This window comes from Cellulomonas sp. PS-H5, from assembly GCF_019265565.1.
In the GTDB taxonomy this organism is placed as follows: Bacteria; Actinomycetota; Actinomycetes; order Actinomycetales; family Cellulomonadaceae; genus Cellulomonas.
Map to the genome: position 1 here is coordinate 12,931 of NZ_JAHVCI010000022.1, position 21,808 is coordinate 34,738.

At 75.8% G+C, this 21,808-nt stretch carries 15 protein-coding genes; 3 read left to right on the forward strand and 12 right to left on the reverse strand.

Annotation, left to right across the window (positions count from 1 at the left end):
• Window positions 1–12 precede the first annotated feature (12 nt).
• Both J5O08_RS10560 and J5O08_RS10565 read left to right on the forward strand, forming a co-directional pair.
• A complete protein-coding gene (locus tag J5O08_RS10560; RefSeq protein ID WP_218706803.1) occupies window positions 13–597 on the forward strand; it encodes a GNAT family N-acetyltransferase in 585 nt (194 codons plus the stop codon).
• Between the two features lie 77 nt (window positions 598–674).
• Window positions 675–2,252, forward strand: coding sequence for a CYTH and CHAD domain-containing protein (locus tag J5O08_RS10565; protein ID WP_218706804.1), 1,578 nt, complete (start codon window positions 675–677; stop codon window positions 2,250–2,252).
• A gap of 73 nt (window positions 2,253–2,325) precedes the next feature.
• On the opposite strand, the gene J5O08_RS10570 is transcribed toward J5O08_RS10565, so the two are convergent.
• A complete protein-coding gene (locus J5O08_RS10570) occupies window positions 2,326–3,960 on the reverse strand; it encodes a methyl-accepting chemotaxis protein (RefSeq protein WP_218706805.1) in 1,635 nt (544 codons plus the stop codon).
• Window positions 3,961–4,133: 173 nt separating this feature from the next.
• Between J5O08_RS10570 and ligD the strand changes: the two genes are divergently transcribed.
• A complete protein-coding gene (gene ligD / locus J5O08_RS21345) occupies window positions 4,134–5,786 on the forward strand; it encodes a non-homologous end-joining DNA ligase (RefSeq protein ID WP_308281539.1) in 1,653 nt (550 codons plus the stop codon).
• A 152-nt stretch (window positions 5,787–5,938) separates the two neighbouring features.
• Here ligD and J5O08_RS10580 read toward each other — a convergent pair whose 3' ends face one another.
• The 11 genes from J5O08_RS10580 to J5O08_RS10630 all read right to left on the reverse strand — a co-directional run bounded on the left by J5O08_RS10580 (window position 5,939) and on the right by J5O08_RS10630 (window position 21,730).
• Window positions 5,939–6,103 (reverse strand): hypothetical protein, encoded by a 165-nt coding sequence (locus J5O08_RS10580; protein ID WP_218706806.1) that lies wholly within the window; start codon window positions 6,101–6,103, stop codon window positions 5,939–5,941.
• Window positions 6,104–6,410: 307 nt separating this feature from the next.
• Complete coding sequence (locus J5O08_RS10585; protein WP_218706808.1) at window positions 6,411–7,949, reverse strand: ATP-dependent DNA ligase; 1,539 nt, start codon at window positions 7,947–7,949, stop codon at window positions 6,411–6,413.
• A gap of 176 nt (window positions 7,950–8,125) precedes the next feature.
• The gene (locus J5O08_RS10590; RefSeq protein ID WP_218706810.1) at window positions 8,126–9,706 is read right to left on the reverse strand and encodes a Na+/H+ antiporter; all 1,581 of its coding nucleotides are present in this window, start codon (window positions 9,704–9,706) and stop codon (window positions 8,126–8,128) included.
• Between the two features lie 101 nt (window positions 9,707–9,807).
• Window positions 9,808–11,424 carry a family 1 glycosylhydrolase gene (locus J5O08_RS10595; protein ID WP_308281542.1) on the reverse strand — a complete coding sequence of 539 codons (1,617 nt, stop codon included), beginning with the start codon at window positions 11,422–11,424 and terminating at the stop codon, window positions 9,808–9,810.
• Window positions 11,421–14,000 carry a glycoside hydrolase family 2 protein gene (locus J5O08_RS10600; protein ID WP_218706812.1) on the reverse strand — a complete coding sequence of 860 codons (2,580 nt, stop codon included), beginning with the start codon at window positions 13,998–14,000 and terminating at the stop codon, window positions 11,421–11,423. The genes J5O08_RS10595 and J5O08_RS10600 overlap by 4 nt, the downstream gene beginning before the upstream one ends.
• Window positions 14,001–14,055: 55 nt before the next feature.
• Window positions 14,056–16,098 (reverse strand): beta-galactosidase, encoded by a 2,043-nt coding sequence (locus J5O08_RS10605; RefSeq protein ID WP_308281543.1) that lies wholly within the window; start codon window positions 16,096–16,098, stop codon window positions 14,056–14,058.
• Window positions 16,091–17,023, reverse strand: coding sequence for an ABC transporter ATP-binding protein (locus J5O08_RS10610; protein ID WP_218706813.1), 933 nt, complete (start codon window positions 17,021–17,023; stop codon window positions 16,091–16,093). The genes J5O08_RS10605 and J5O08_RS10610 overlap by 8 nt, the downstream gene beginning before the upstream one ends.
• Complete coding sequence (locus J5O08_RS10615; RefSeq protein WP_218706814.1) at window positions 17,020–17,913, reverse strand: ABC transporter ATP-binding protein; 894 nt, start codon at window positions 17,911–17,913, stop codon at window positions 17,020–17,022. The genes J5O08_RS10610 and J5O08_RS10615 overlap by 4 nt, the downstream gene beginning before the upstream one ends.
• Entirely contained in the window at window positions 17,913–18,923 is a 1,011-nt protein-coding gene (locus J5O08_RS10620; protein WP_254630944.1) for an ABC transporter permease, read from the reverse strand. Before J5O08_RS10620 ends, J5O08_RS10615 begins: the two co-directional genes overlap by 1 nt.
• A 12-nt stretch (window positions 18,924–18,935) precedes the next feature.
• Window positions 18,936–19,925, reverse strand: a complete 990-nt coding sequence (locus J5O08_RS10625) for an ABC transporter permease (RefSeq protein WP_147794172.1) — start codon at window positions 19,923–19,925, stop codon at window positions 18,936–18,938.
• Between the two features lie 89 nt (window positions 19,926–20,014).
• Entirely contained in the window at window positions 20,015–21,730 is a 1,716-nt protein-coding gene (locus tag J5O08_RS10630; protein ID WP_218706815.1) for an ABC transporter substrate-binding protein, read from the reverse strand.
• Window positions 21,731–21,808: the final 78 nt, after the last annotated feature.

Consider the following 21,808-nt stretch of genomic DNA (forward strand, 5'->3'; position numbering starts at 1 on the left):
ACCGTGGCGCTCGTGCTGCTGCGCCGCGAGGGACCGACCGACCACGACGCCGTCCGCGCTGTGCACGCGGCCGCGTTCGGCGACCACGGCGCCACGGTCGCCGACCTGACGGACGACCTGCGGGCCACGCTGCTCGACGGGGCCGGTGCCGGCCGCCCCGGGGCGCCCGGCACGGTTCGCGGAGGGTCGTGGGTCGCCGCCGCGCCGGACGGGACCGTCGCCGGCCACGTGATGCTGACCCCGGCCCTGGTGGACGCGCCCGCACGCCTGGTCGACGTGCTGGTGCTGAGTCCGCTGGCGGTGCACCCGGACCACCAGCGGCGGGGGACCGGCGCCGAGCTCGTCGCCCACGCGCTCGTCGAGGCGGAGGCGCAGGGCGCGCCGCTGGTGTTCCTGGAGGGGAACCCGGGGTACTACGGGAGGCTGGGCTTCCACCCCGCGGCCCCGGAGGGCTTCCGGAAGCCGTCGCTGCGGATCCCCGACGCCGCGTTCCAGGTGGCCCGGCTGCCCGATGCCCGGCCGTGGATGTCCGGCACGCTGGTGTACCCGGACGTGTTCTGGAGGCACGACGCGGTGGGTCTGCGCCCGGCACCCTGACGCACGCAGCCCGCTCGGCGGGACGACCCCGTGGCGGCACGGTCGCCGGGGCGACGGTCCCGGGATAGAACGGGGGCATGGCTGACGTGCACCGCGAGATCGAGCGCAAGTACGCCACCGGCCCGGACGTCGAGCTCCCGGCGCTCACCGAGCTGCTGGCCGGCGCCGCCGGGCTGCCCGACGGGGGCACGCCGGTCGCGACGAGCGACGACGCCGTCGAGCTGGTCGCGACCTACTTCGACACCGCCGACCTGCGGCTGTCCGCGGCCGGGCTGACGCTGCGCCGGCGCACGGGCGGCGACGACGCGGGCTGGCACCTCAAGGTCCCCGCCGGCCCGGACGAGCGGTCCGAGGTCCGGCTGCCGCCGGGCCGGGCCGTGCACACCGTCCCGGCCCCGCTGCGCGCGTTCGTGCACGCCGCGACGCTGGGCGCGACGCTCCGGCCGGTCGCCGAGGTGCGCACGTCGCGCGCGGTGCACCGGCTGGCGGACGCGACCGGCCGGGTGCTGCTCGAGCTGGTCGACGACCGGGTCACGGCGCGCCGGGTCCGTCCGTCGGGGTCGACGGGGGACGTCGTCGGCGCGCCCGAGGAGTGGCGCGAGGTCGAGGTCGAGCTGGTCGAGGGCGCGGGCGACCTGCTGGACGCGGTCGAGGAGCGGCTCGCCGCCCTGGGCGTGCGCCCGGCGGAGCAGCGCTCCAAGCTGGAGCGGGTGCTCGGGCCGGCCGACGAGCACGCGACCACCCGCGGCCGGCCGACGCCGAAGTCGCCCGCCGGGGACGTCGTCGTCGGCTACGTCGCGGACCAGCTGGACCGGCTGCGCGAGCAGGACCTGCGCGTCCGGCTCGGCGCCCCCGATGCGGTGCACCAGATGCGCGTGGCCGCCCGGCGGGTGCGCAACGCGCTGCGGACGTTCCGCCGGCTGTTCGAGCCGGGTGTCGTGCGGCCGCTGCGGGACGAGCTCGGCTGGCTCGCGGACGTGCTCGGCCGGGCCCGCGACGCGGAGGTGCTGCGCGAGCGGGTGCGGTCCGCGGTCGAGGGTCCCGGCGCGGAGGAGGCCGTCGGCTCGGGGACGCACGCGGCCGCGGTGGCCGCGGACGCGGAGCTCGGCCGGGCGGCGCGGGATGCGCTCGACGCGCTCCTCGGCGAGCTCGACGGTGAGCGGTACCGGCTGCTGCTGCGCGACCTGGCGGCGTTCGTGGCCGAGCCGCGGTACTCCGCCGACGGCCGGCGGCGGGCTCGGCGGGTGCTGCCCGCCCAGGTGGCCCGGCGGGACCGGAAGGTGCGGCGCCGGCTGCGGCGCGCGCGCCGGGTGCCCGAGGGACGGCGTCGCGACGACGCGCTGCACGACGCCCGCAAGGCTGCCAAGGCCGCCCGGTACGCGGGGGAGGCGGTCGCGGGCGTGCTGGGCGAGGACGCCGCCCGGTACGCGCGCCGGATGGAGGACCTCCAGGAGGTGCTCGGCGAGCACCACGACTCGGTGGTCACCCGGGCGCGGCTCCGGGACCTCGCCCGGCACGCGCCGAGCACCGAGGTGGCGTTCCTGTACGGCCGGCTGCACGCCCTGGAGGAGGTGCGCGGGCGGGAGACCGAGCGGGCGGCACGCGGCGTCGCCCACGCGGCGGACAAGCGCAAGCTCCGGCGCTGGCTCGGCTAGTCGCACCCGCGGCGGCCGAGGTCGAGGGCGTCCCGCCGCTGGCAGGAGGATCCCTCGACCTCGCGCGCGCGGCTCAGACCCGGAAGCCGCCCACCAGCCGCTGCAGGTCCGTGGACATCTCCGCCAGGGACGTCACCGCCCGGCGGGACTCGGCGGCGCCCTGGGTGGTGAGGTCCGCCGCGCCCGCGACACCCGCGATGTTGCCGGCGATCTCGCCGGTGCCGGTTGCCGCCTCGGCGACGCTCCGGTTCATCTCGGCCGTGGTGGCCGTCTGCTCCTCGACGGCCGACGAGATGGACAGCTGGAAGTCGTTGATCTGGGTGATGATGCCGGCGACGTCGTCGATCGCCGCGACCGCGCCCGCGGTGTCCGCCTGGATCGACTCGACGCGGCGGGCGATGTCCTCGGTCGCCCGCGCGGTCTCCTGCGCGAGCTCCTTGACCTCGCCGGCGACGACCGCGAAGCCCTTCCCGGCCTCGCCCGCGCGGGCCGCCTCGATGGTGGCGTTGAGCGCCAGCAGGTTGGTCTGCTCCGCGATCGAGGTGATCAGCTTCACCACGTTGCCGATCTCCTTGCTCGACTCGCCCAGGCGGTCGACGGTGGCCGTCGTCGTCCCCACGGCGGACACGCCCCGGCCGGCGACCTCCGCGGCCCGGGACGCGCTCCGGGCGATCTCCTGGATCGAGGCGCCCATCTGCTCGGACCCGGCCGCCACGGTCTGGACGTTCCGGGACACCTGCTCCGCCGCGGCGGAGACGACGCCCGCCTGGGCGGCCGTCTCCTCCGCGGAGGCCGCGATCTGCCCGCTGCTCGCGGACATCTGCTCGGCGGCGGAGGCGAGCGCCGTCGACGACCGGTCGATGGTGCCGATCACCCCGCGCAGCGTGCCGACGGCCGCGTCGAGGGCGGCGCCCATCCGGCCGACCTCGTCGCGGCTCGTCAGGCCGGACGTCACCGTGAGGTCGCCCTGCTCCAGCGCGGCGGCCACGACCTGGACCCGCTGCAGGCCCCGCACGATCGACCGGGCGACGAGGGCGGCCAGGCCCAGGGCGAGTGCCGTGCCGGTGACGAGCAGCACGACCACGAGCGTGCGGCTCGTCCGGTAGTCGGCACCGGCGCGGTCCACCGCCGCGGCGGCGTCGGACTCCTCGCGCTCGACGAGCGCGGTGGCGCTCGCGGACATCGCGTCGATGATGGGCTGGGCGACCGTGTCCCGGGCCTCGGCGAACGCCGCGGTGTCGTGCGCGCGGCTGGCGACGAGCAGCTGGCCGTCGCGGACCTCGAGGTAGTCGGCGAGCGCCGCCTCGAAGTCTCGCAGCGCGCCCCGCGAGTCGTCGTCGAGCGGCAGGGCGGCGTAGGCGGCGAGCGCCTCGCGGAGCTCGGCCTCGCTCGCGGCGATCCTGTCCTCGAACCGGGCCATGACGGCGTCGTCGGTGGACAGCGCGTGGTTGGTCACGTCGAGCCGCATCTGGACCATCGCCCGCCGCAGGGTCGCGGCCTGCTGGAGGCCGACCACGTTCTCGGCGTACATGGCGGTGGTGGCGGCGTTCGTCGACCCGAGCGCCACGAGGCCGACGACCCCGACCAGGGCGCCGACGGCGGCCGCGAGCAGGACGGCGGCGAGGATCCGGGCGCGGACGCCGCGGTCGCCGAGCCAGGACAGGACGGACGGGCGCCGGGCGCCCACGGTGACGGTGGTGGTGGTCACGGGATCTTCCTCCGGGCGTGCGCACGGGGCGCCCCCTGCACCCCGGTGCCCGACCCATCGGCAGGGCGGCCGCCGAGGCCTGGGACTTTGGTCCCAGACGCGTCGGCGCGCGCGCCGCGGCGGACTCCGTCACGCTGGGTCCGGACGTCCGAGCCGGGGAAGGGGTGGTCAGCGTGCCGGAGCGGCGGCGCCGCGCGACGTCGGCGAAGAAGGGCGCGGCCCCGGAGCGCGGGCTGGAGACCTACCGGTCGATGCGCGACTTCGACCGCACCGCCGAGCCCGCGGGCGCCGCGACCCCGGCCCCGACGGACCCAGGCGCCCCGCGGCGGTTCGTCGTGCAGCGGCACCGCGCCCGGCGGCTGCACTACGACGTGCGGTTCGAGGTCGACGGCGTGCTGGTGTCCTGGGCGGTGCCGCGCGGCCCGACCCTCGACCCGGACGTGCGTCGCATGGCCGTGCACGTCGAGGACCACCCGCTGGAGTACGAGGACTTCGAGGGCGTGATCCCGGCGGGGGAGTACGGCGGCGGCGACGTCATCGTGTGGGACCGCGGCACCTGGGAGCCGCACGGCACCGACGACCCGGCGGCGACGATCGCCGCGGGCGAGCTGCACGCCGACGTCCACGGCGAGAAGCTGCGCGGCCGGCTGGTGCTGGTGCGCCGCGGCGAGCCGGGCGCGGACGGCAAGGAGCAGTGGATCCTCGTGCACAAGCACGACGAGCACGCCGAGAAGGGCTGGGACGCCGAGGACCACCCGCGGTCCGTGCTGAGCGGCCGGACGAACGACGAGGTCAAGGCCGACCCCGACCGGCTGTGGCGCTCCGACCTGCCGGCGGCGGAGGCGTCCGTCGACCTGCGGGCGCCGCAGGCCGACCCGCCGACCGACGACGAGCTCGCCGCCCTCGACGACCTCGGCCCGAACGGCGGCACCTGGGAGGTCCACGGTCGCCGCCTGAAGGTGACGAACCTCGACAAGGTGCTGTTCCCGGCGCGCGACGGCGAGGAGCCGGTGACCAAGCGCGAGCTGCTCCGGTACGCCGCGCGGGTCGCGCCCGTCGTGCTGCCGTACCTGCGCGGCCGTGCCCTGAACATGCACCGGTTCCCGCAGGGCGCCGGCACCGCGGGGTTCTGGCACAAGGAGCTGCCGTCGCACGCGCCCGACTGGCTGCCGCGCTGGGACAACCCGGAGGCCGACGAGGACGACAGCCGCACCTACCTCGTCGTCGACGAGCCGGCCGCGCTGATCTGGGCGGCCAACTTCGGGGCGCTGGAGTGGCACGCGTGGACGTCCCGGACCGACGCGCCGCGGCAGCCCACCTACGCGCTCGTCGACCTCGACCCGGGTCCGTCGACCGCCTGGGAGGACGTGCTGCTGCTCGCGCGGTTGCACCGGGACGCGTTCGAGCACCTGGGCGTGCGCGCCGTGCCCAAGGTGACGGGGCAGCGCGGGATCCAGATCTGGATCCCGGTCGCGACCGGCCCGTCGTTCGACGACACCCGCGCCTGGGTCGAGCGGGTCTCGCGGACCGTCGGCGCGGTGGTCCCGGACCTGGTCAGCTGGAAGTGGGAGGTCAAGGCGCGCGGCGGGCAGGCGCGGCTCGACTACACGCAGAACGCGATCAACAAGACGCTGGTGGCGCCGTACAGCCCGCGGGCGCGTGCGGGGGCGCCGGTGTCGGCGCCGATCACCTGGGACGAGCTCGACGAGCCGTGGCTGCGGCCGGACGCGTTCACGATCCGCACGGTGCTGGACCGGGTGGCGGAGCGGGGCGACCCGTTCCGGGCGCTGCTCGGGCAGGGGCAGGTGCTGCCGCGGCTGGCATGACCGCACGGCACCCGCCGAGCGGGCGTCCAGGGCGACGAGGTCGGTGGAACGCGACGAGGTCGTCACTCGTGAGTGGTGACGACCTCGTGCGGATGTGACGACGTCGGCGCCCGGGACCCGGCGGTGCGGAGCCGGGCGCGCCGCCGTGCGGGTCAGTGGCGGCGGCGCGCCGCCGCCAGGGCGGCGAGCGGACGGCGGTGCCGCGGCCGGCGTCCGGGGTCGTCGCCCCGGGCGGCCTGCGAGCGCCGGTGCTCGAGCCGGTGCTCGAGCTCGCGCTCCTGCTGGCGGTACACGACGAGGAACAGGTCGGGGTGCACGGGGTCCTCCTGCACGGTACGGGTGGCGGGTCACGCCACCGGCTGGGTCGCCGCGAGGGAGGCGGTCGCGTCCTCGCGGCCCGTGGACCGGGGGTGGTGGTCCACGCCTCCATCCTCTCGTGCACGGACCCCGACGAGACCGCTGACCTGGGGGTGGATCACCCGTCCACGCGCCACGGCGGCCCGGGGCGAGCGGGTGCGGAAGGGACCAGGGTCCCGGTCCGCGGGTGACGTCCGCCGCGGTCCGGTCCGGTGCCCCCGCCCCGGCCTCGTCCCACCGGTGCCGGCCCGCCCGCGCCCACCGGCCTCAGCCCGCCGGTGCCGCCAGCGCCCGCACGGTCTCGATCGTGTCCGCCTCCGCCGCCGTCTTGTCCTCGCGGTACCGCAGGACCCGCGCGAACCGGAGCGCCAGCCCGCCGGGGTACCGGGTGGACCGCTGCAGCCCGTCGAACGCGATCTCCACCACCTGCTCCGGCCGCAGCGTCACGGTCCAGCCGTCGTCGGCGACCTCGAGCTCCCGGAAACGCGCCGTCTGCCACGCGAGCATCTCGTCCGTCATGCCCTTGAACGTCTTGCCGAGCATGACGAACCCGCCGTCGCCGTCCCGCGCGCCGAGGTGGATGTTGGACAGCGAGCCGACCCGGCGGCCGGAGCCGCGCTCGACGGCCAGCACCACCAGGTCGAGGGTGTGCCGCGGTTTGACCTTGACCCAGGCACCGCCGCGGCGGCCGGCCTCGTAGGGCGCGGCGGCGTCCTTGACGATGACGCCCTCCTGCCCGGCGGCGACCCAGCCGGTGAACGCCTGCTGCGCGACGTCGGGGTCGGCGGTGACGACGCGCTCGACGGCGTGGTCCGGGGCGATCGCGTCGAGGACGGCCAGGCGCTCGGTCAGCGGGGCGTCGAGCAGGTCGACGCCGTCGCGGTGCAGGACGTCGAAGAAGAACGGGTGCAGCGCGGTGGTCGCGGCGAGCTCGGCGTCCCGGGTGGCGCTGCGCGCGGCGGTCTCCTGGAACGGGCGCGGCCGGCCGGCGTCGTCCAGGGCCAGGGCCTCGCCGTCGAGCACCGCCGATCGCACCGGCAGGGCCAGCGCCGCCGCGACGACCTCGGGCACCCGCGCGGTGATGTCGTCGAGGCTGCGGGTGTAGACGCGCACGTCGTCGCCGTCACGGTGCACCTGGATCCGGATGCCGTCGAGCTTGGCGTCCACGACGACCGCCCGGCCGTCGAACCCCGCGACCGCGGCGGGGACGTCGGGCGCCGAGGCGGCGAGCATCGGCCGGACCGGGCGGCCGACGGCCAGACCGAAGGCGTCCAGCGCGGCGCGGGCGGCCTCCGGGTCCGATGCCGCCAGGGCCGCCTCGGCGACCGGCTCGCTCGCGCCCGCGAGCATGGCGGCCCGGCGCACCGTCGCGACCGGCACGCCGGCGGCCTCGGCGACCGCGTCGAGCAGCAGCGCGTCCAGGGCGCCCTGCCGCACCTCGCCGGAGACGAGGCCGGCGAGGAACCGCTGCTCGTCGACGGTGGCGGCGCCGAACAGGTCGGCCGCCAGCGCGGCCCGCGCGCCCGCGGAGCCCGGGCCGGACAGCCCGGCCATCCGCTCGAACGCCGCGTCCACCGCGAGCACGTCCAGCGACGGTTCCGCGGCGGGCGGCGGCAGGTCGCGCAGGGACCGCCAGCCGAGGCCCGTGCGGCGCTGCCGCAGCTCACCCGCGAGGTAGCGCGCGACCACGGGCACCTCCTCCGGGCCGGTGCGGCGGAGCAGGTCCACGAGCAGCGCCCGCTTGGCGAGACGCGAGCGGGTCGCGGCCAGGCCCGCGCTGGTGGCGGCGACGTCGGCGAGCAGCACGTCCGTCATCCTGCCGCCGACTACCGACACCCGCCCGCGGGCGACGGGAGCGGCGCCCCGGCCCGGCTCCGGCCCGGCCCGGCGGCGACCCCACCCGATCGTCGCGAAGCGCACGCCAGGATCCGGTGGCGTCGCGAGAACCGGGTGGGGATGGCGGACGGTGGCGGGCGCCTGAGTCACTCCGGGGAGAGCGCGCCGCGCGTGAGCCGGACCTCCTCCGCGTCGAGCTGCGCCTGCACCTCGCGCAGCACGATGTCGTCGATCGTCCGCTCGTCGCGCAGCCGCACCACCGCCGCGCGCTTGTGCGCGAGCACCGCGAGCCGCAGGGCGTCGAAGTCCGCCTCGCGCGGGCGGCCGTCGTCCGCGGGCCCGTCGCCGGCCTCCGCCAGCGCCTCCGCGTGCATCCGGTACTCCGCCTCGAGCTTGGCGACGACCTTGCCGGTCAGCCCGAGCCGCTCGGCCTCGACCGGGAGGGCGTCCAGCGCGGCCCGGGTCGCGACCTTCTCCGCGTGGTGCCGCTCGCTGTCCACGCCGTCGTCGACCGGCAGCCGGGCCCAGCGGACGACCGCCGGCAGCGTGAGACCCTGGATCAGCAGCGTCGCGAGGATGACGCCGCCGGTGACGAAGATGATGACGTCGCGGCCGGGGAACGGCGCTCCGTCCCCGGTGGTCTCGGGCACGCCGAGCGCGGCGGCCAGCGAGACCGCGCCCCGGAACCCCGCCCACGCGCCGGGCATCCGGTGCCGCCAGGACACCCGCCGGGTGCGCTGCACCGGGCGGCGGTCGAGCGCGCGGACGACGTAGGGCGTCGTGTGGAACCACAGCATCCGGGCACCGATCACCGCCCCGAACGCGGCCGCGGTCCACCCCAGCGCCTCGGCGAGCCGGGCGGAGGTCAGCCCGTCCGCGGCGGTGACGAGCTGCATCCCGACGAGCACGAACAGCGCCCCGTTCAGCACGTGGCTGACCACCGCCCAGAACGACTGCGACTGCACGCGGGCGGCGGCGGGGATGAGGCGCGGCCCGCTCTGGCTGAGCAGCAGGCCGGCGACCACCACGGCGAGCACCCCGGACGCCTCGACGAGCTCGGCGAGCAGGAACGCGGCGAACGGGGTCAGCACGCTGATCACGCTCTGCTGGATCGCCTCGTGCATGCGCTCGCGCAGCTGGACCGCCAGCCACCACACGGCCACCCCCGCGGCCGCGCCGCCGAGGTAGGAGAGCGTGAACCGCCCGGCGAGGTAGCCGCCGGTGACCGGCTCGGCGACGGCGTGCACCGCGATCGCGTAGATCACCAGGGCGGTGCCGTCGTTGACCAGGCTCTCGGCGCGCAGCGTGGTGAGGGTGCGGCGGGGCATGCCGCGGGCGACCCCGGCGACGGCGGTGGCGTCGGTCGGCGCCAGCACGCCGCCGAGGATCCACGCCGGGCCCCACGGCATCCCGAGGGCGTGCAGCACGACGGCGACCACGCCCGCGGTCACCACCACGAGCAGCACGCTGGACAGGACGATCACCCGCAGGTTCGCGCGGATCTCGCGCAGCGACGTCGTCAGGCTCTCCCAGTAGAGCAGCGCGGGCAGCACCACGAGCAGCACCAGCTCCGGCGGCACCGTGAGCCCGCGGAACGCGGGGAGGAACCCGAGGCCCACCCCGAGGACGAGCAGGACCAGCGGCGGCGCGACGCCGAACCGGCGCCCGAGGGCCGTGCCGGCGAGGAGCGCGAGCAGCACGACGACGATGAGCTCCAGCGTGAGCACGGTGCCTCCTGCGGCGGGCGGGCACCGGTCGCCCAGGTCGGCGGCCGGGTGGGACGGGACGAGGATGCTCGCGCCGTCCCGACCCGGCAAGAGGGAACGGCTCAGCCGGCCCCGGCCCCGGCCCCGGCACCGGCTCCCGCGCCGGCGCCGGCACCCGCCGCGGCCCCGCCCCCGGCTCCCGCCCCGGCAACGACACCTGCGCCCGCGCCCGCCCCGCCGGCCACCGCCCCGGCTCCCGCCCCGGCAACGACACCTGCGCCCGCGCCCGCCCCGCCGGCCACCGCCCCGGCGACCGGCGGCAGCACGCCCGTGGTCGCGAGCCGCCGGTACCAGTGCCCCGAGTCCTTCACGGTGCGCGCCATCGTCGCGTAGTCGACGTGCACGATCCCGAACCGGCGCTCGTACCCGTACGCCCACTCGAAGTTGTCCAGCAGCGACCACGCGAAGTAGCCCCGGACGTCGGCCCCGGCGTCCAGCGCCGCGCCGACCGCCTCGACGTGCGCGTGCAGGTAGGCCACCCGGTCGGCGTCGTGCACGCCGCCGTCGGGCGCGACGACGTCGGGGTAGGCCGCCCCGTTCTCGGTGACGTGCAGCGGGAGGTCGGGGCGGCGGCGGTGCAGGTCGACCAGCAGCTCGGTCAGCCCGGACGGGTCGACGACCCAGCCCATCGCGGTCCGCGGGCCCGGCTGGTGCCGCCAGCGGACGCCCTCGACGAGGTTGGCGGGCGGCCGGGTCGCGCCCGCGGGCGAGGCCGCCTGCACGTCGGCCTCCGCGGGTGCGCCCCCGCCCGGCGTCGAGCCGTCCGCCCCGACCAGCGCGGTCGTGTAGTAGTTCACCCCGAGCGCGTCCAGCCGCGCCCGGACCAGGTCCAGGTCGCCGTCGCGCACGAACGACCAGTCGGTCAGGTGTGCCGTCTCGGCGACGACCTCCTCCGGGTAGGCGCCGTCGAGCAGCGGACCGAGGAACACCTCGTTCGCCACCCGGTCCAGCCGCGCCTTCGCCGCCGCGTCCGCGGGCGCCGCCGACGCGGCCCGGTTCACCTGGAGGTTCAGCGTGATCGACACCGGCGCCGCGTCCCCCACGGCGGCGCGCACCGCGCGGGCCCCGAGCCCGTGCGCCAGGTTGAGCGTGTGCACCGCGGCGAGCGCCCGGGCGGGGTCCTGCACGCCGGGGGCGTGCTCGCCGGACGCGTACCCGAGGTAGGCGGAGCACCACGGCTCGTTCAGCGTGGTCCACAGCGCGACGCGGTCGCCGAGCGCGCCCGCGACGAGGCCCGCGTAGTCGGCGAACCGCCACGCGGTGTCCCGCTCGGGCCAGCCGCCGGCGTCCTCCAGCGCCTGCGGGAGGTCCCAGTGGTAGAGCGTGACGACCGGGTCGATGCCGTGCGCGAGCAGGGTGTCGGTCAGCCGCCGGTAGAAGTCCAGCCCGGGCTGGTTCGCCGGCCCGCGCCCGGTCGGCTGCACGCGGGGCCACGCGACCGAGAACCGGTAGGCGCCGAGCCCGAGGTCGGCCATCAGCGCGACGTCGTCGGCGAACCGGCGGTAGTGGTCGGTGCCGAGGTCGCCGGTGTGGCCGCCGAGCACCGCCCCGGGGGTCCGGGAGAACGTGTCCCAGATCGACGGGCCGCGGCCGTCCGCGTCCGTCGCGCCCTCCACCTGGTACGCGGCCGTGGCGGCGCCCCAGAGGAAGCCGTCGGGGAACCGGCGCGCCCCGCTCACCGGGCCGCCTCGAGGTCGGCCTCGAGGTCGGGCTCGCCGGCGAGCGGGTCGCCCGCGAGCGGCACGCCCCGCAGGTCGTTCGCCGACCGCAGCACCGGCGCGGCCGTCAGGTCGGCCAGGTCGAGCACGGCGTCCGTCGTCACGTGGAACGTCGCCCGCTCGCCCGCCAGCAGCGTGACCAGGGCGTCGTCCACGAGCGCGTCCGCCGCGAGCCGGTCGGCGTGCAGCGTGACGTCGGCCGCGTAGGACCGCGCGACGACCTCGACCCGGTAGCCGCCGGGCTCGCGCGCCGCGGTGGCCCGCACCGCACCCGGGTCGAGCCGCAGGTCGACGTCCTCGACGAACGCGTGCGTCGCCCGCCGCTCGGAGCCGCCGTCCGGCAGCCGCGCCGCCAGCACCTCGCCGGCCGGGTCGCGGGGCGTCGCCAGGTCCGCCGGCAGCGGCACGACGGCCACCGACCGCGGCTCCACCGCCACGGGCACGCCCGCCGCCGCGGCCGTCACGCCGCCGAGCGTCTCCCGGCGCAGGTGCGCGGTGCCGGACCAGGGCTCGTCGGTGTCGTTGGTCGCGACCAGCACGACCCCGCCGTCGCGCTCGGCGAGGAGCAGCGTGCGCGGGGCGCCGGCGGCGCGCAGCGCGTACCAGAGCGGCTTGGGCCGCTCGGCGGAGTCGACGGCCGCCCAGGACGTCACCGGCCAGCAGTCGTTGAGCTGCCAGACGATCCAGCCCGCCGTGCGCGGCCACCAGGCGCGGTAGTGCTCGACCGCGTGCCGGACGGCGCGCGCCTGGTTGAGCTGGGCCGCCCAGTGCCAGTCGGCGAAGTCGCGCGGGACGCCCAGGTGCGGCGCCATGCCGCGGTCGAGCTTGCCGTTGCCGTCCTCGGCCTTCTGGTGCACGAGGAACACGGGGTCCTCCTGCGGCACGGGCGCGTCGGCGAGCGGACCGCCGTCGGCCGCGTGCACGGAGTCGACGAGGGTGCGCCAGGCCGGCGGTCCCTGGAACCCGAACTCCGAGCAGAACCGCGGGATCTCCGAGCGGTAGACCGTGTAGTCGACGCGGTTCCACACCTCCCACTGGTGGTGCGTGCCGCGGTCGGGGTCGTTGGGGTGCACGTCCTCGGGGTCGCGGCGCGGGGTGAACGGGCTGTTGGTGGCGTACGGGCGCGTCGGGTCGAGCTCCGCCAGCACGGCGGGGAACAGCTCCTCGGCGTACCACCGGCCCCAGGTCGCGTCGCCGAGCTGCGCCTTCCAGCCCCAGTCCTCGTGGCCCCAGACGTTCTCGTTGCCGCCGTTCCACAGCACCAGCGACGGGTGCGGCATCAGGCGCACCACGTTCTCCCGCGCCTCCGCCTCGATCTCGGAGCGCAGCGGCTCCTCCTCGGGGTACGCCGCGCAGGCGAGCAGGAAGTCCTGCCAGACCAGCAGGCCGCGCTCGTCGCACGCCTCGTAGAAGTCCTCGGACTCGTAGATCCCGCCGCCCCAGACCCGCAGCAGGTTGAGGTGCGCGTCCGCCGCCTGGTCGAGCCGGCGCACCAGGCGCTCGCGGGTGATCCGGGTCAGCAGGTGGTCGTCGGGGATCCAGTTGGCGCCGCGCACCGCGACCGGGCGGCCGTTGACCACGAGCGTGAACCGGGTGCCGTGCTCGTCGTCGGCGGTGTCCAGGGCGACCGACCGGAAGCCGACCCGCCGGCGCCAGGTGTCCAGCGCGGCGCGGTCGCCCCCGTCGATCCCCGTGAGCGTGACGTCCAGGTCCACCAGCGGCTGCTCGCCGTGCCCGACCGGCCACCACACGGGGGCGTCCGGGACCGCGAGCTCGACGGCCGCCGCGGAGTCGCCCGCCGGCACGGTCACGGAGGCCGACACCCCCAGCACCGCCGCGCGGACGGTCAGCGCGGCGTCCGGGACCAGCCCCGACCGCTCCACGTCCACGTGCACCGCGACCCGGCCGGTGCCGTCCGCGTCGAGCGTGACCAGCGGCCGCACCCGGGCCAGCCGGGCCACCGACCAGCGCTCGACCCGCACGGGCTTCCACAGCCCGGCGGTGCGCAGGTCCGGCCCCCAGTCCCAGCCGAACGAGCACGCCATCTTGCGCACGAAGTTGTACGGCACCGGGCTGTACGCCGACGGCCGGTCGCCCAGCGCGTCCCGCACCTCGTCGGCGTAGGCAGTGGCGGACCGCAGGTCGACGGTGAGCGCGCGCGGTGCCCCGTCCGCCAGGTCCCGCACGTCGTAGCGGTACGACCGGTGCATGTTCGCCGTCGTCCCGAGCACCCGCCCGCCGAGCGCCACGGTGCCCACGGTGTCGACGCCGTCCAGCACGAGGTCGACCCGCTCGCCGTCGGCGGCGGGCTCCAGCGCGAGCGCGCGCTCGTACCGCCAGTCCGTGCCGTGGAACCAGCGCACGGACTCCTCGTGCGCGTCGAGGTAGGGGTCGGGGATGAGGCCCGCGGCGAGCAGGTCGGTGTGCACCGAGCCGGGCACCTCGGCGGCGAGGGGGCCCGCGGCCAGGACGGCGTCGGGCACGGGGCCGGCGGTGGCGGTGACGGTCCAGCCGTCGGCGAGGGTGTGGTGCTGCACGGGTGCTCCCGGGTGTCGCAGGGGTGGCTCAGGGTGGCGCAGGGGTGTCGCAGGATCAGCGGCGCTCGCGGACGACGCGCACGCCGCCCGCCGGCACCGTGGTGACGGGCCCGACCTCCGCGCCGGTGAGCAGGTCGGTGCCGGACGCGGTGGCCTTGCGGTCCGCGTCGGCGTGGTTGAGCAGGAACAGGTAGGAGGACCCGGCGCCGACGCGGCGGACTGCCTCGACGCCGGGGTCGGCCTCGGCGGTGCTGGGCAGCCCGGCCTCCTCGACGAGCCGCGCGGCGACCCGGTCGACGGCCTCGCGGGGCAGCGCCGCCCCGACGTACCAGGCGGTCCCGCCGCCGGGGAGGGACCGCCGGGTCACGACCGGCCCGCCCGCCAGCGACGACGTCGCGTACCGGACGACCGCCTCGGCGCCGTCGAGCTCGACCCGCTCGGACCAGTCCGCGACCTCCGCGCCGTCGTCCAGCCGGACGCGCTCGCCCGCCTGCAGCGGGTAGAACTCGTCGGTCCACGCGCCGAGCACGTCCTGCAGGGCGCCCAGCCCGGGCCGGACCCGGCCGGTCGGCTCGCAGACCCCGGACAGGTAGGTGACCAGCAGCGTCCCGCCGCGCTCCGGCACGGCGCGCAGCCGGTCCGCCTCCGCGTCGGACAGCACCTGCAGCGTCGGCACCAGCACCAGGTCGTAGCCGGCCAGGTCGGTCCCGGGCGGCACCACGTCGCACAGCACCTGCCGCTCCCACAGGGCGCGGTGCCAGGTGCGCAGCTCGCGCCCGTACCGCAGCGCCCGGTGCGGCGTCAGCCCGTGCTGCAGCGCCCAGCCGGCCGGGTCGTCGACGACCATGGCGGCCCGCGCGGGCTCGACCACCGAGCCCTGCACCTCCGCGAGGGCCCGCAGGTCGCGCCCCAGGGCGACGACCTCGCGCCAGATCCGGGACCGGGTCCCGGAGTGCGGCACCATCGCGGAGTGGAACTGCTCGGCCCCGGCGGTCGAGGCGCGCCACTGGAAGAACAGCGCGCCGTCGGAGCCGCGGGCGACGTGGCCCAGGGCGTTCCGGGCGATCTCGCCGGGGTCCTTCGCGCGGTTGCGCTGCTGCCAGGAGGGCGCGCCGGTCGAGTGCTCCATGAGCAGCCACGGCCGACGACCCGCCGACATGCCGCGCATCCGGTCGCCGGCGAACGCGAGGTCCTGCTCCCGGTCCGGGTCGTCGACCAGCGTGTAGTGGTCGTTCGCCACGACGGCGGTGTGCGGGGCCCAGGACGCGTAGTCGACGACCTGCGCGCCGGGCCCGACCATCATGTTCGTGGTCACGGGCGCGTCGGAGTGCCGCTCGAGCACCTCCTTCTCGGCGAGGTAGTGCGCGAGCAGCGCGTCCGAGGAGTACCGCTCGTAGTCGAGGTACAGCCCGGGGTTCGGGGCCCCGTGCTTGCCGCGCGGCGGCAGGATCTCGTCCCACGCGCCGAACCGGTGCCCCCACTGCGCCGTGCCCCACGCCGCGTTCACCGCGTCGAGGGACCCGTACCGCGCCCGCAGCCAGTCCCGGAACGCCGCGGCCGACACGTCGCAGTAGCAGCGCGCGTTGCCGCCGCCGAGCTCGTTGCTCACGTGCCACAGCCGCACGGCGGGGTGCCGGCCGTACCGCTCCGCCAGCGCCTCGACGTACCGCAGCGCGTACCGCCGGAACACCGCGCTGCTCGGGCACCACGCCAGCCGGCCGCCGGGCGGCTGCTGGTAGAGGTCGGCGTCGTACGGCAGCACCTCGGGGTGGGCGGTGTGCAGCCAGGACGGCGGCGCGGCGGTCGGCGTGGCCAGGTCGATCGCGATGCCGTGGGCGTGCAGCAGCTCGACCACCTCGTCGAACCAGGTCCAGTCGAACGCGCCGTCGGCGGTCTCGACCAGGCCCCAGGAGAACACCCCGAGGGTGACCAGGTTGACCCCGGCCTCGCGCATCAGGGTGACGTCCTCGTCCCAGACCTCGCGGGGCCACTGCTCGGGGTTGTAGTCGCCGCCGTAGGCGAGGCCGTCGACCAGGTGCACCGGGGGCGGAGCGGCGGCGGGCGGCGGCGGGACGACCGCGCTGACGAACTCAGGCACCGGCCCGCACCCCGCCCGCGGCGTGCGCGGCGGCCGCCTCCGCCTCGTCGATCGGCACCCAGGCGCCCAGCGTGTGGTCGTAGCAGACGGAGTTGTCGATCGCGTCGCGCGCCACGGCGGTGTCGCCCTCGCGCCCGACGCTGCCGACCCGGTCCGGGTCCGGCGCCGCCATCGCGAGCAGCTTCGTGTAGTCGTGGTGCGGGTCCAGGATCACGGCGTCCGCCGGCCCGCGCTCCACCACCCGGCCGCGGTAGAGCACCAGGATCTCGTCGGAGAAGTGCCGCGCGGTCGCCAGGTCGTGCGTGATGTAGAGGACGGCGAGGTTGTCCTCGCGCTGCAGCCGGCCGAGCAGGTTGAGCACCCCGAGCCGGATCGACACGTCGAGCATCGACACCGGCTCGTCGGCGATCAGCACCTGCGCGCCCGGGGCGAGCGCCCGGGCGATCGCGACGCGCTGCCGCTGCCCGCCGGACAGCTCGTGCGGGCGGCGCGCGGCCATGTCCTCCGCGGGGTGCAGGTTGACCCGCTCCAGCATCTCCAGCACCCGGGCGTGGGTGGACGCCGCGTCGTGGGTGCGGCGGTGGATCCGCAGCGGCCGGGCGACGTGGTGCTCGACCGAGTGGAACGGGTTCAGCGAGGCGAACGGGTCCTGGAACACCATCTGCACGTGCCGCTGGTACACCGAGCCCATCACGGGCGTCCGGTCGTCCAGCTGCACGTCGATCCGCCCGGCGGACGGCTTCTCCATCCGGGTGAGCAGCTTGGCGATCGTCGACTTCCCGGAGCCCGACTCGCCCACCAGGGCGACGGTGCGCCGGGGCACCAGGTCGAACGACACCCGGTCGACGGCCCGCAGGGTGCTGCGGCGCAGGCCGGAGCGCAGGGCGTAGTCCTTGGTCAGGTTGGTGACGTGCACGCTGGTCATGCCGAGGCCTCCTCGGGGTCGACGCCCTCGCGGATGAACGCGCCGCGGTCGCCGGACAGGCTCGGGAACGACCCGAGCAGCCGGCGGGTGTAGGGGTGGGCGGGGGAGCGGTGCAGCTGGGCGGCGGTCTCCAGCTCGACGATCTCGCCGGCCAGCATCACCGCGATCCGGTCGCTGATCTCCAGCAGCAGCGGCAGGTCGTGCGTGATGAACACGACCGCGAAGTCGAGCTCGTCCCGGAGCCGGACGATCTCGCGGAGGATCTCCCGCTGCACCACGACGTCGAGGGCGGTGGTCGGCTCGTCCATGATCATGATCTGCGGCTCGAGCAGCATGGCCATCGCGATCATCACGCGCTGCCGCATGCCGCCGGACAGCTCGTGCGGGTAGGACCGCAGCCGCCCGGGGTCGACGCCGACCCGGGTCAGCACCTCGGCCGACCGCTCCCGGCGCTGCGCCCGGGACAGCCGGGCGTGCGCGCGCAGCGTGTCGTCGAGCTGGGCGCCGATCGTCCGGACCGGGTTGAGCGAGTTCATCGCGCCCTGGAACACCATCGACAGCTGCGACCAGCGGAACCGGCGTAGCGGCTCGTCGTCCAGCCCGAGCAGGTCGACGTCGCCGCCGTCCCGGTCGTGGAACACGACCGAGCCGGACGCGATCCGGGCCGGCGGCTGGTGCAGCCGGTTGATCGCGTACGCGAGCGTCGTCTTGCCGCAGCCGGACTCGCCGGCCAGGCCGAGGATCTCGCCGCGGCCGAGCTGCAGGCTCGCGCCCTTCACGGCGGTGACGGGCTCCTCGACGTCGTAGACGACGGTGAGGTCGGTGACGGTGAGCACGGGGCGGCGCGCGGGCACCGCGGCGTGCGGGACCTGGTCGGTGAGCGTGGTCATCAGGCGGCCTTCCTGGCGACGCGGGCGGCCGCCTTCGCGCGACGGCGGGCGGTGCGGGCGTTCTTCAGGCGGGGGTTGATGATCTCGTCGATCGAGAAGTTGACCAGGGACAGCCCCATGCCGAACAGCGCGATGACGAGGCCGGGCGGGACGAACCACCACCAGGCGCCGAGCGGGAGCGCGAAGCCGTTCTGCGCGTAGAACAGCATCGTGCCGAGGGTCGAGGCGTTCGAGGCGCCGAGGCCGAGGAACGACAGGCCGGCCTCGCCGAGGATCGCCGCGATCACCGCGTACACGAACTGCGACGCGAGCACCGGCAGCAGGTTCGGCAGGATCTCCACGCCGATGACCCGCCACGGCTTCTCGCCCGACAGCCGGGACGCGGCCACGTAGTCGCGGGACCGCACCGACAGGGTCTGGGCGCGCAGCACCCGGGCCGAGGCCGCCCACGACGTCAGGGCGAGCACCACCGCGATCGTCCACAGCCCGCGGCTCTCCCGGGGCACGAAGCCCGAGATCACGATGACCAGCGGCAGGCCCGGGATCACCAGGAACACGTTCGACAGCAGGGAGAACCCCTCGTCCGCCGCGCCGCCGAGGTAGGCGCCGTAGATCCCGAAGAACGCCGAGAGCAGCGTGGCGAGCACGCCGACCATGAGGCCGATCTGCAGCGAGCCGCGGGTCGCGTGCGCCAGCTGGGCGAGCACGTCCTGGCCGGTCTGGGTGGTGCCGAGCCAGTGCTCCGCCGACGGCGGGGCCAGGCCGACGTCGCTGATCGCGTCGGGGTCGCCGACCAGGTACGGCCCGACCACGCCGAGCAGCACCACCCCGGCGATCAGCACGAGCCCGGTGGCGAGCCACGGGGTCATGGTCGGCAGCAGCATCCGCCACGCGGGGCGGGCGCGGGTCCCCGTCGGGCGGGGCTCGGGCGCGTCGGTCGGCGCGGTGGTCTCGACGGGGCCGCCGGGCCCCTCGACGGCCACCTGCACGTCCGGTCCGATGTTGGTCATCGCCGGCTCCCCTCAGCCCTTCGCGCGGGTGCGCGGGTCGATGAGGCCGTACAGCAGGTCGACGACGAGGTTCGCGCCGAGCACGGCCAGGGTGATGAACAGGAACACGCCCTGCATGAGCGCGTAGTCGTTGTTGGTGACCGCGGCGAGCAGCCGGGACCCGATGCCGGGGTAGGAGAACACCTGCTCGGTGACCACGGACCCGGAGACGACGAAGCCGAGCGAGATCGCGAAGCCCGCGACGGACGGCAGCACGGCGTTGCGGGCGGCGTAGTTCCGCATCACCTGCCCGTGCGGCAGGCCCTTGGCGCGGGCGGTCAGCACGTAGTCCTCGGACAGCGTCGACACCATCATGTTGCGCATCCCGAGCAGCCAGCCGCCGATCGACGCGACCACGATGGTCAGCGCGGGCACGAATCCGTACTCGATCGCCGAGCCGATGAACTCCGGCGACCAGCCGGGGTCGAGCACGACGTCGTAGCCGCCCTGGGACGGGAACCAGCCGAGCACCCGGGACAGCAGGTACACCAGCACCAGCGCGAGCCAGAAGTACGGCACCGCGGCGAGCAGCGTCGTGAGCGGCACCGCCGAGTCCAGCCAGGTGCCGGGACGCCAGCCGACGAACGCGCCGAGCAGCACGCCGATGGTCGCGGCGAGCACCGTGGCGATGCCGACCAGGACGACGGTCCACGGCATCGACGTGCCGATGACCTCGCTGACCGGGGTGGGGAAGTAGGTGACCGAGACGCCGAGGTCGCCGTGCAGCAGGTTCGACAGGTAGGTGCCGTACTGCTGCAGCAGGGAGTCGGTGGTGTCGCCGCCCAGCAGGGCGGAGTACGCCTCCCGGGTCTCGGGGGTGACCGTCCCGCCGCGCTGCTGCAGCTTGGCCAGCAGGATGTCGACCGGGTTGCCCGGGAGCAGGCGGGGGATGAGGAAGTTCAGGGTGACGGCGGCCCACAGGGCGACCGCGTAGAAGCCGAGCTTGCGCAGGACGTAGTTCACGTCGCGACCCTTCCGACGGCGGGGGAGACCGGGGCGGGACCGGGCCGGGCGGCTGCGCGGGTGGCGCGGGCCGCCCGGCCCGGGTCGCCTCAGCCGGCCGCCGGCTCCAGGCGCTTGAAGATCTCCGCGGCGTCGAACGCGGACCACACCGCCGGGAAGGCGTACATGTCGTCCTCGGTGGGCCAGCCGGTGAACCCGCCGACGTTCCACTCGCTCGTGGTGCCGCCGGTGAGGATCGGGATGTACGGCATGTCCTCGACGACCGCGGCCTGGATGGTGTCGAAGTACGGCTGCCGTGCGTCGGCGTCGTCCAGCGGCATGGTCTTGAGGGACTCGAGCGCGGCGTCCACGTCCGGGTTCGCGTACCGGGAGTAGTTGTTGCCCGCCGCCTCGCCGACCGGGGCGCCCGTCGCCGAGGAGAAGAAGTACGTGTACAGGTAGTACGGGTCGGGCGCCGGGCCCTGCCAGAGCGAGTCGATCGCGAGCTGGAAGTTGCCCTGGGTGCGGCGCTCGGTCCACTCGTTCCACGACGACTGCGCGGTCTGCACGTCGATGCCGGCGGCCTTGGCCTGCTGCGCGATGGTCTGCACGGCGGTGATGTAGTCGGTCCAGCCGGTGACGACCTCGACCGTCACGGTGAGCCGCTCGCCGTCCTTGGCGTAGATGCCGTCGGAGCCCTTGGCCCAGCCGGCGGCCTCGAGCACCGCGGCGGCGCCCTCGGGGTCGGCCTTCTCGGGGGCGACCGGCTCCTCGACGTCGGCCGAGATGGTGGCCTGCTGCGTGGAGGTGAGCGCGAACGTCGGCGAGATCTCGGACGCCGTCTCCTCGAACGCGAGCTGGTTGAGCTGCGTGCGGTCCATCGCGAGGTACAGCGCGTGCCGGACGGCCGGGTCGGTCTGGGGGCCGGAGCAGCCGAGCTCGACGCTGGAGCAGGTCGCGAGCACCATCTGGTTCTGCGCGGCGGTCAGCGTGTCGTAGCCGGGGAAGTTCTCGGCGACGTTCTGGATGTCCGGCACCGGGCCGGTCTGCCAGTCGATGGTCCCGTTCGCGATGCCGTCGGCGCCCGCGGTGTTGCCGGACAGGGACAGGAACCGGATGGTCTTCACGGCCGGCTCGCCGCCCCAGTAGTCGGGGTTCGCGGTGTAGGTGAAGGCCTGCGGCTTGAAGTCGCCGAGCACGTACGCGCCGGTGCCGACCGGGTCCTCGACCACGTCGGCGGTCGGGTCGACGTCGGCCCACAGGTGCTCGGGGACGATCGGCACCCCGGACAGGACGTCCGGGCCCTGCACGAACGCGGGCGCCTCGAACGTGAAGGTGACGTGGGTGTCGTCGGTCGCGCTCGCGGTGCCCGCGTAGCCGACGTTGTTGATGGCCGGGGTGCTCGCGAGCAGGTCGTAGGTGAACACCACGTCGTCGGCGGTGAACGGCTCGCCGTCGCTCCAGGTGACGTCGTCGCGGAGCGTGACCTGCAGCTCGGTGCCGTCGTCGTTCCAGGTGTACTCGGTGCCGAGCAGCGGCACCGGGTCGGACTCGGCGGCCTTGTTGATGAAGAACAGCTGCTCGTAGATCGCGCCGAGCCCGCCGATCCGGGACGGGGAGAACGGGTTGAAGTTGACCTGGTAGTCGCCGGACTGGCCGGTGTAGGCGACGAGCGTGCTGCCGTCGCCCGAGGCGCCGGTGCTGCCGGAGCCGCCGCCGTCGCCGCCGCTGCACGCGGCGAGGAGGGCGAGCGTCGCGGCGCCGGCGACGAGCGGGACGACGCGGCGGGCGCGGCGCCGGTGCGTGCGTGCTGACCTGAGGAACATCGCTGGTCCTTTCCACCCGTCGCGGCCGACGGTCTGGTCGTGGCCGCGTCGTCGCGGCCCGGGGAAACGCAGGCATAT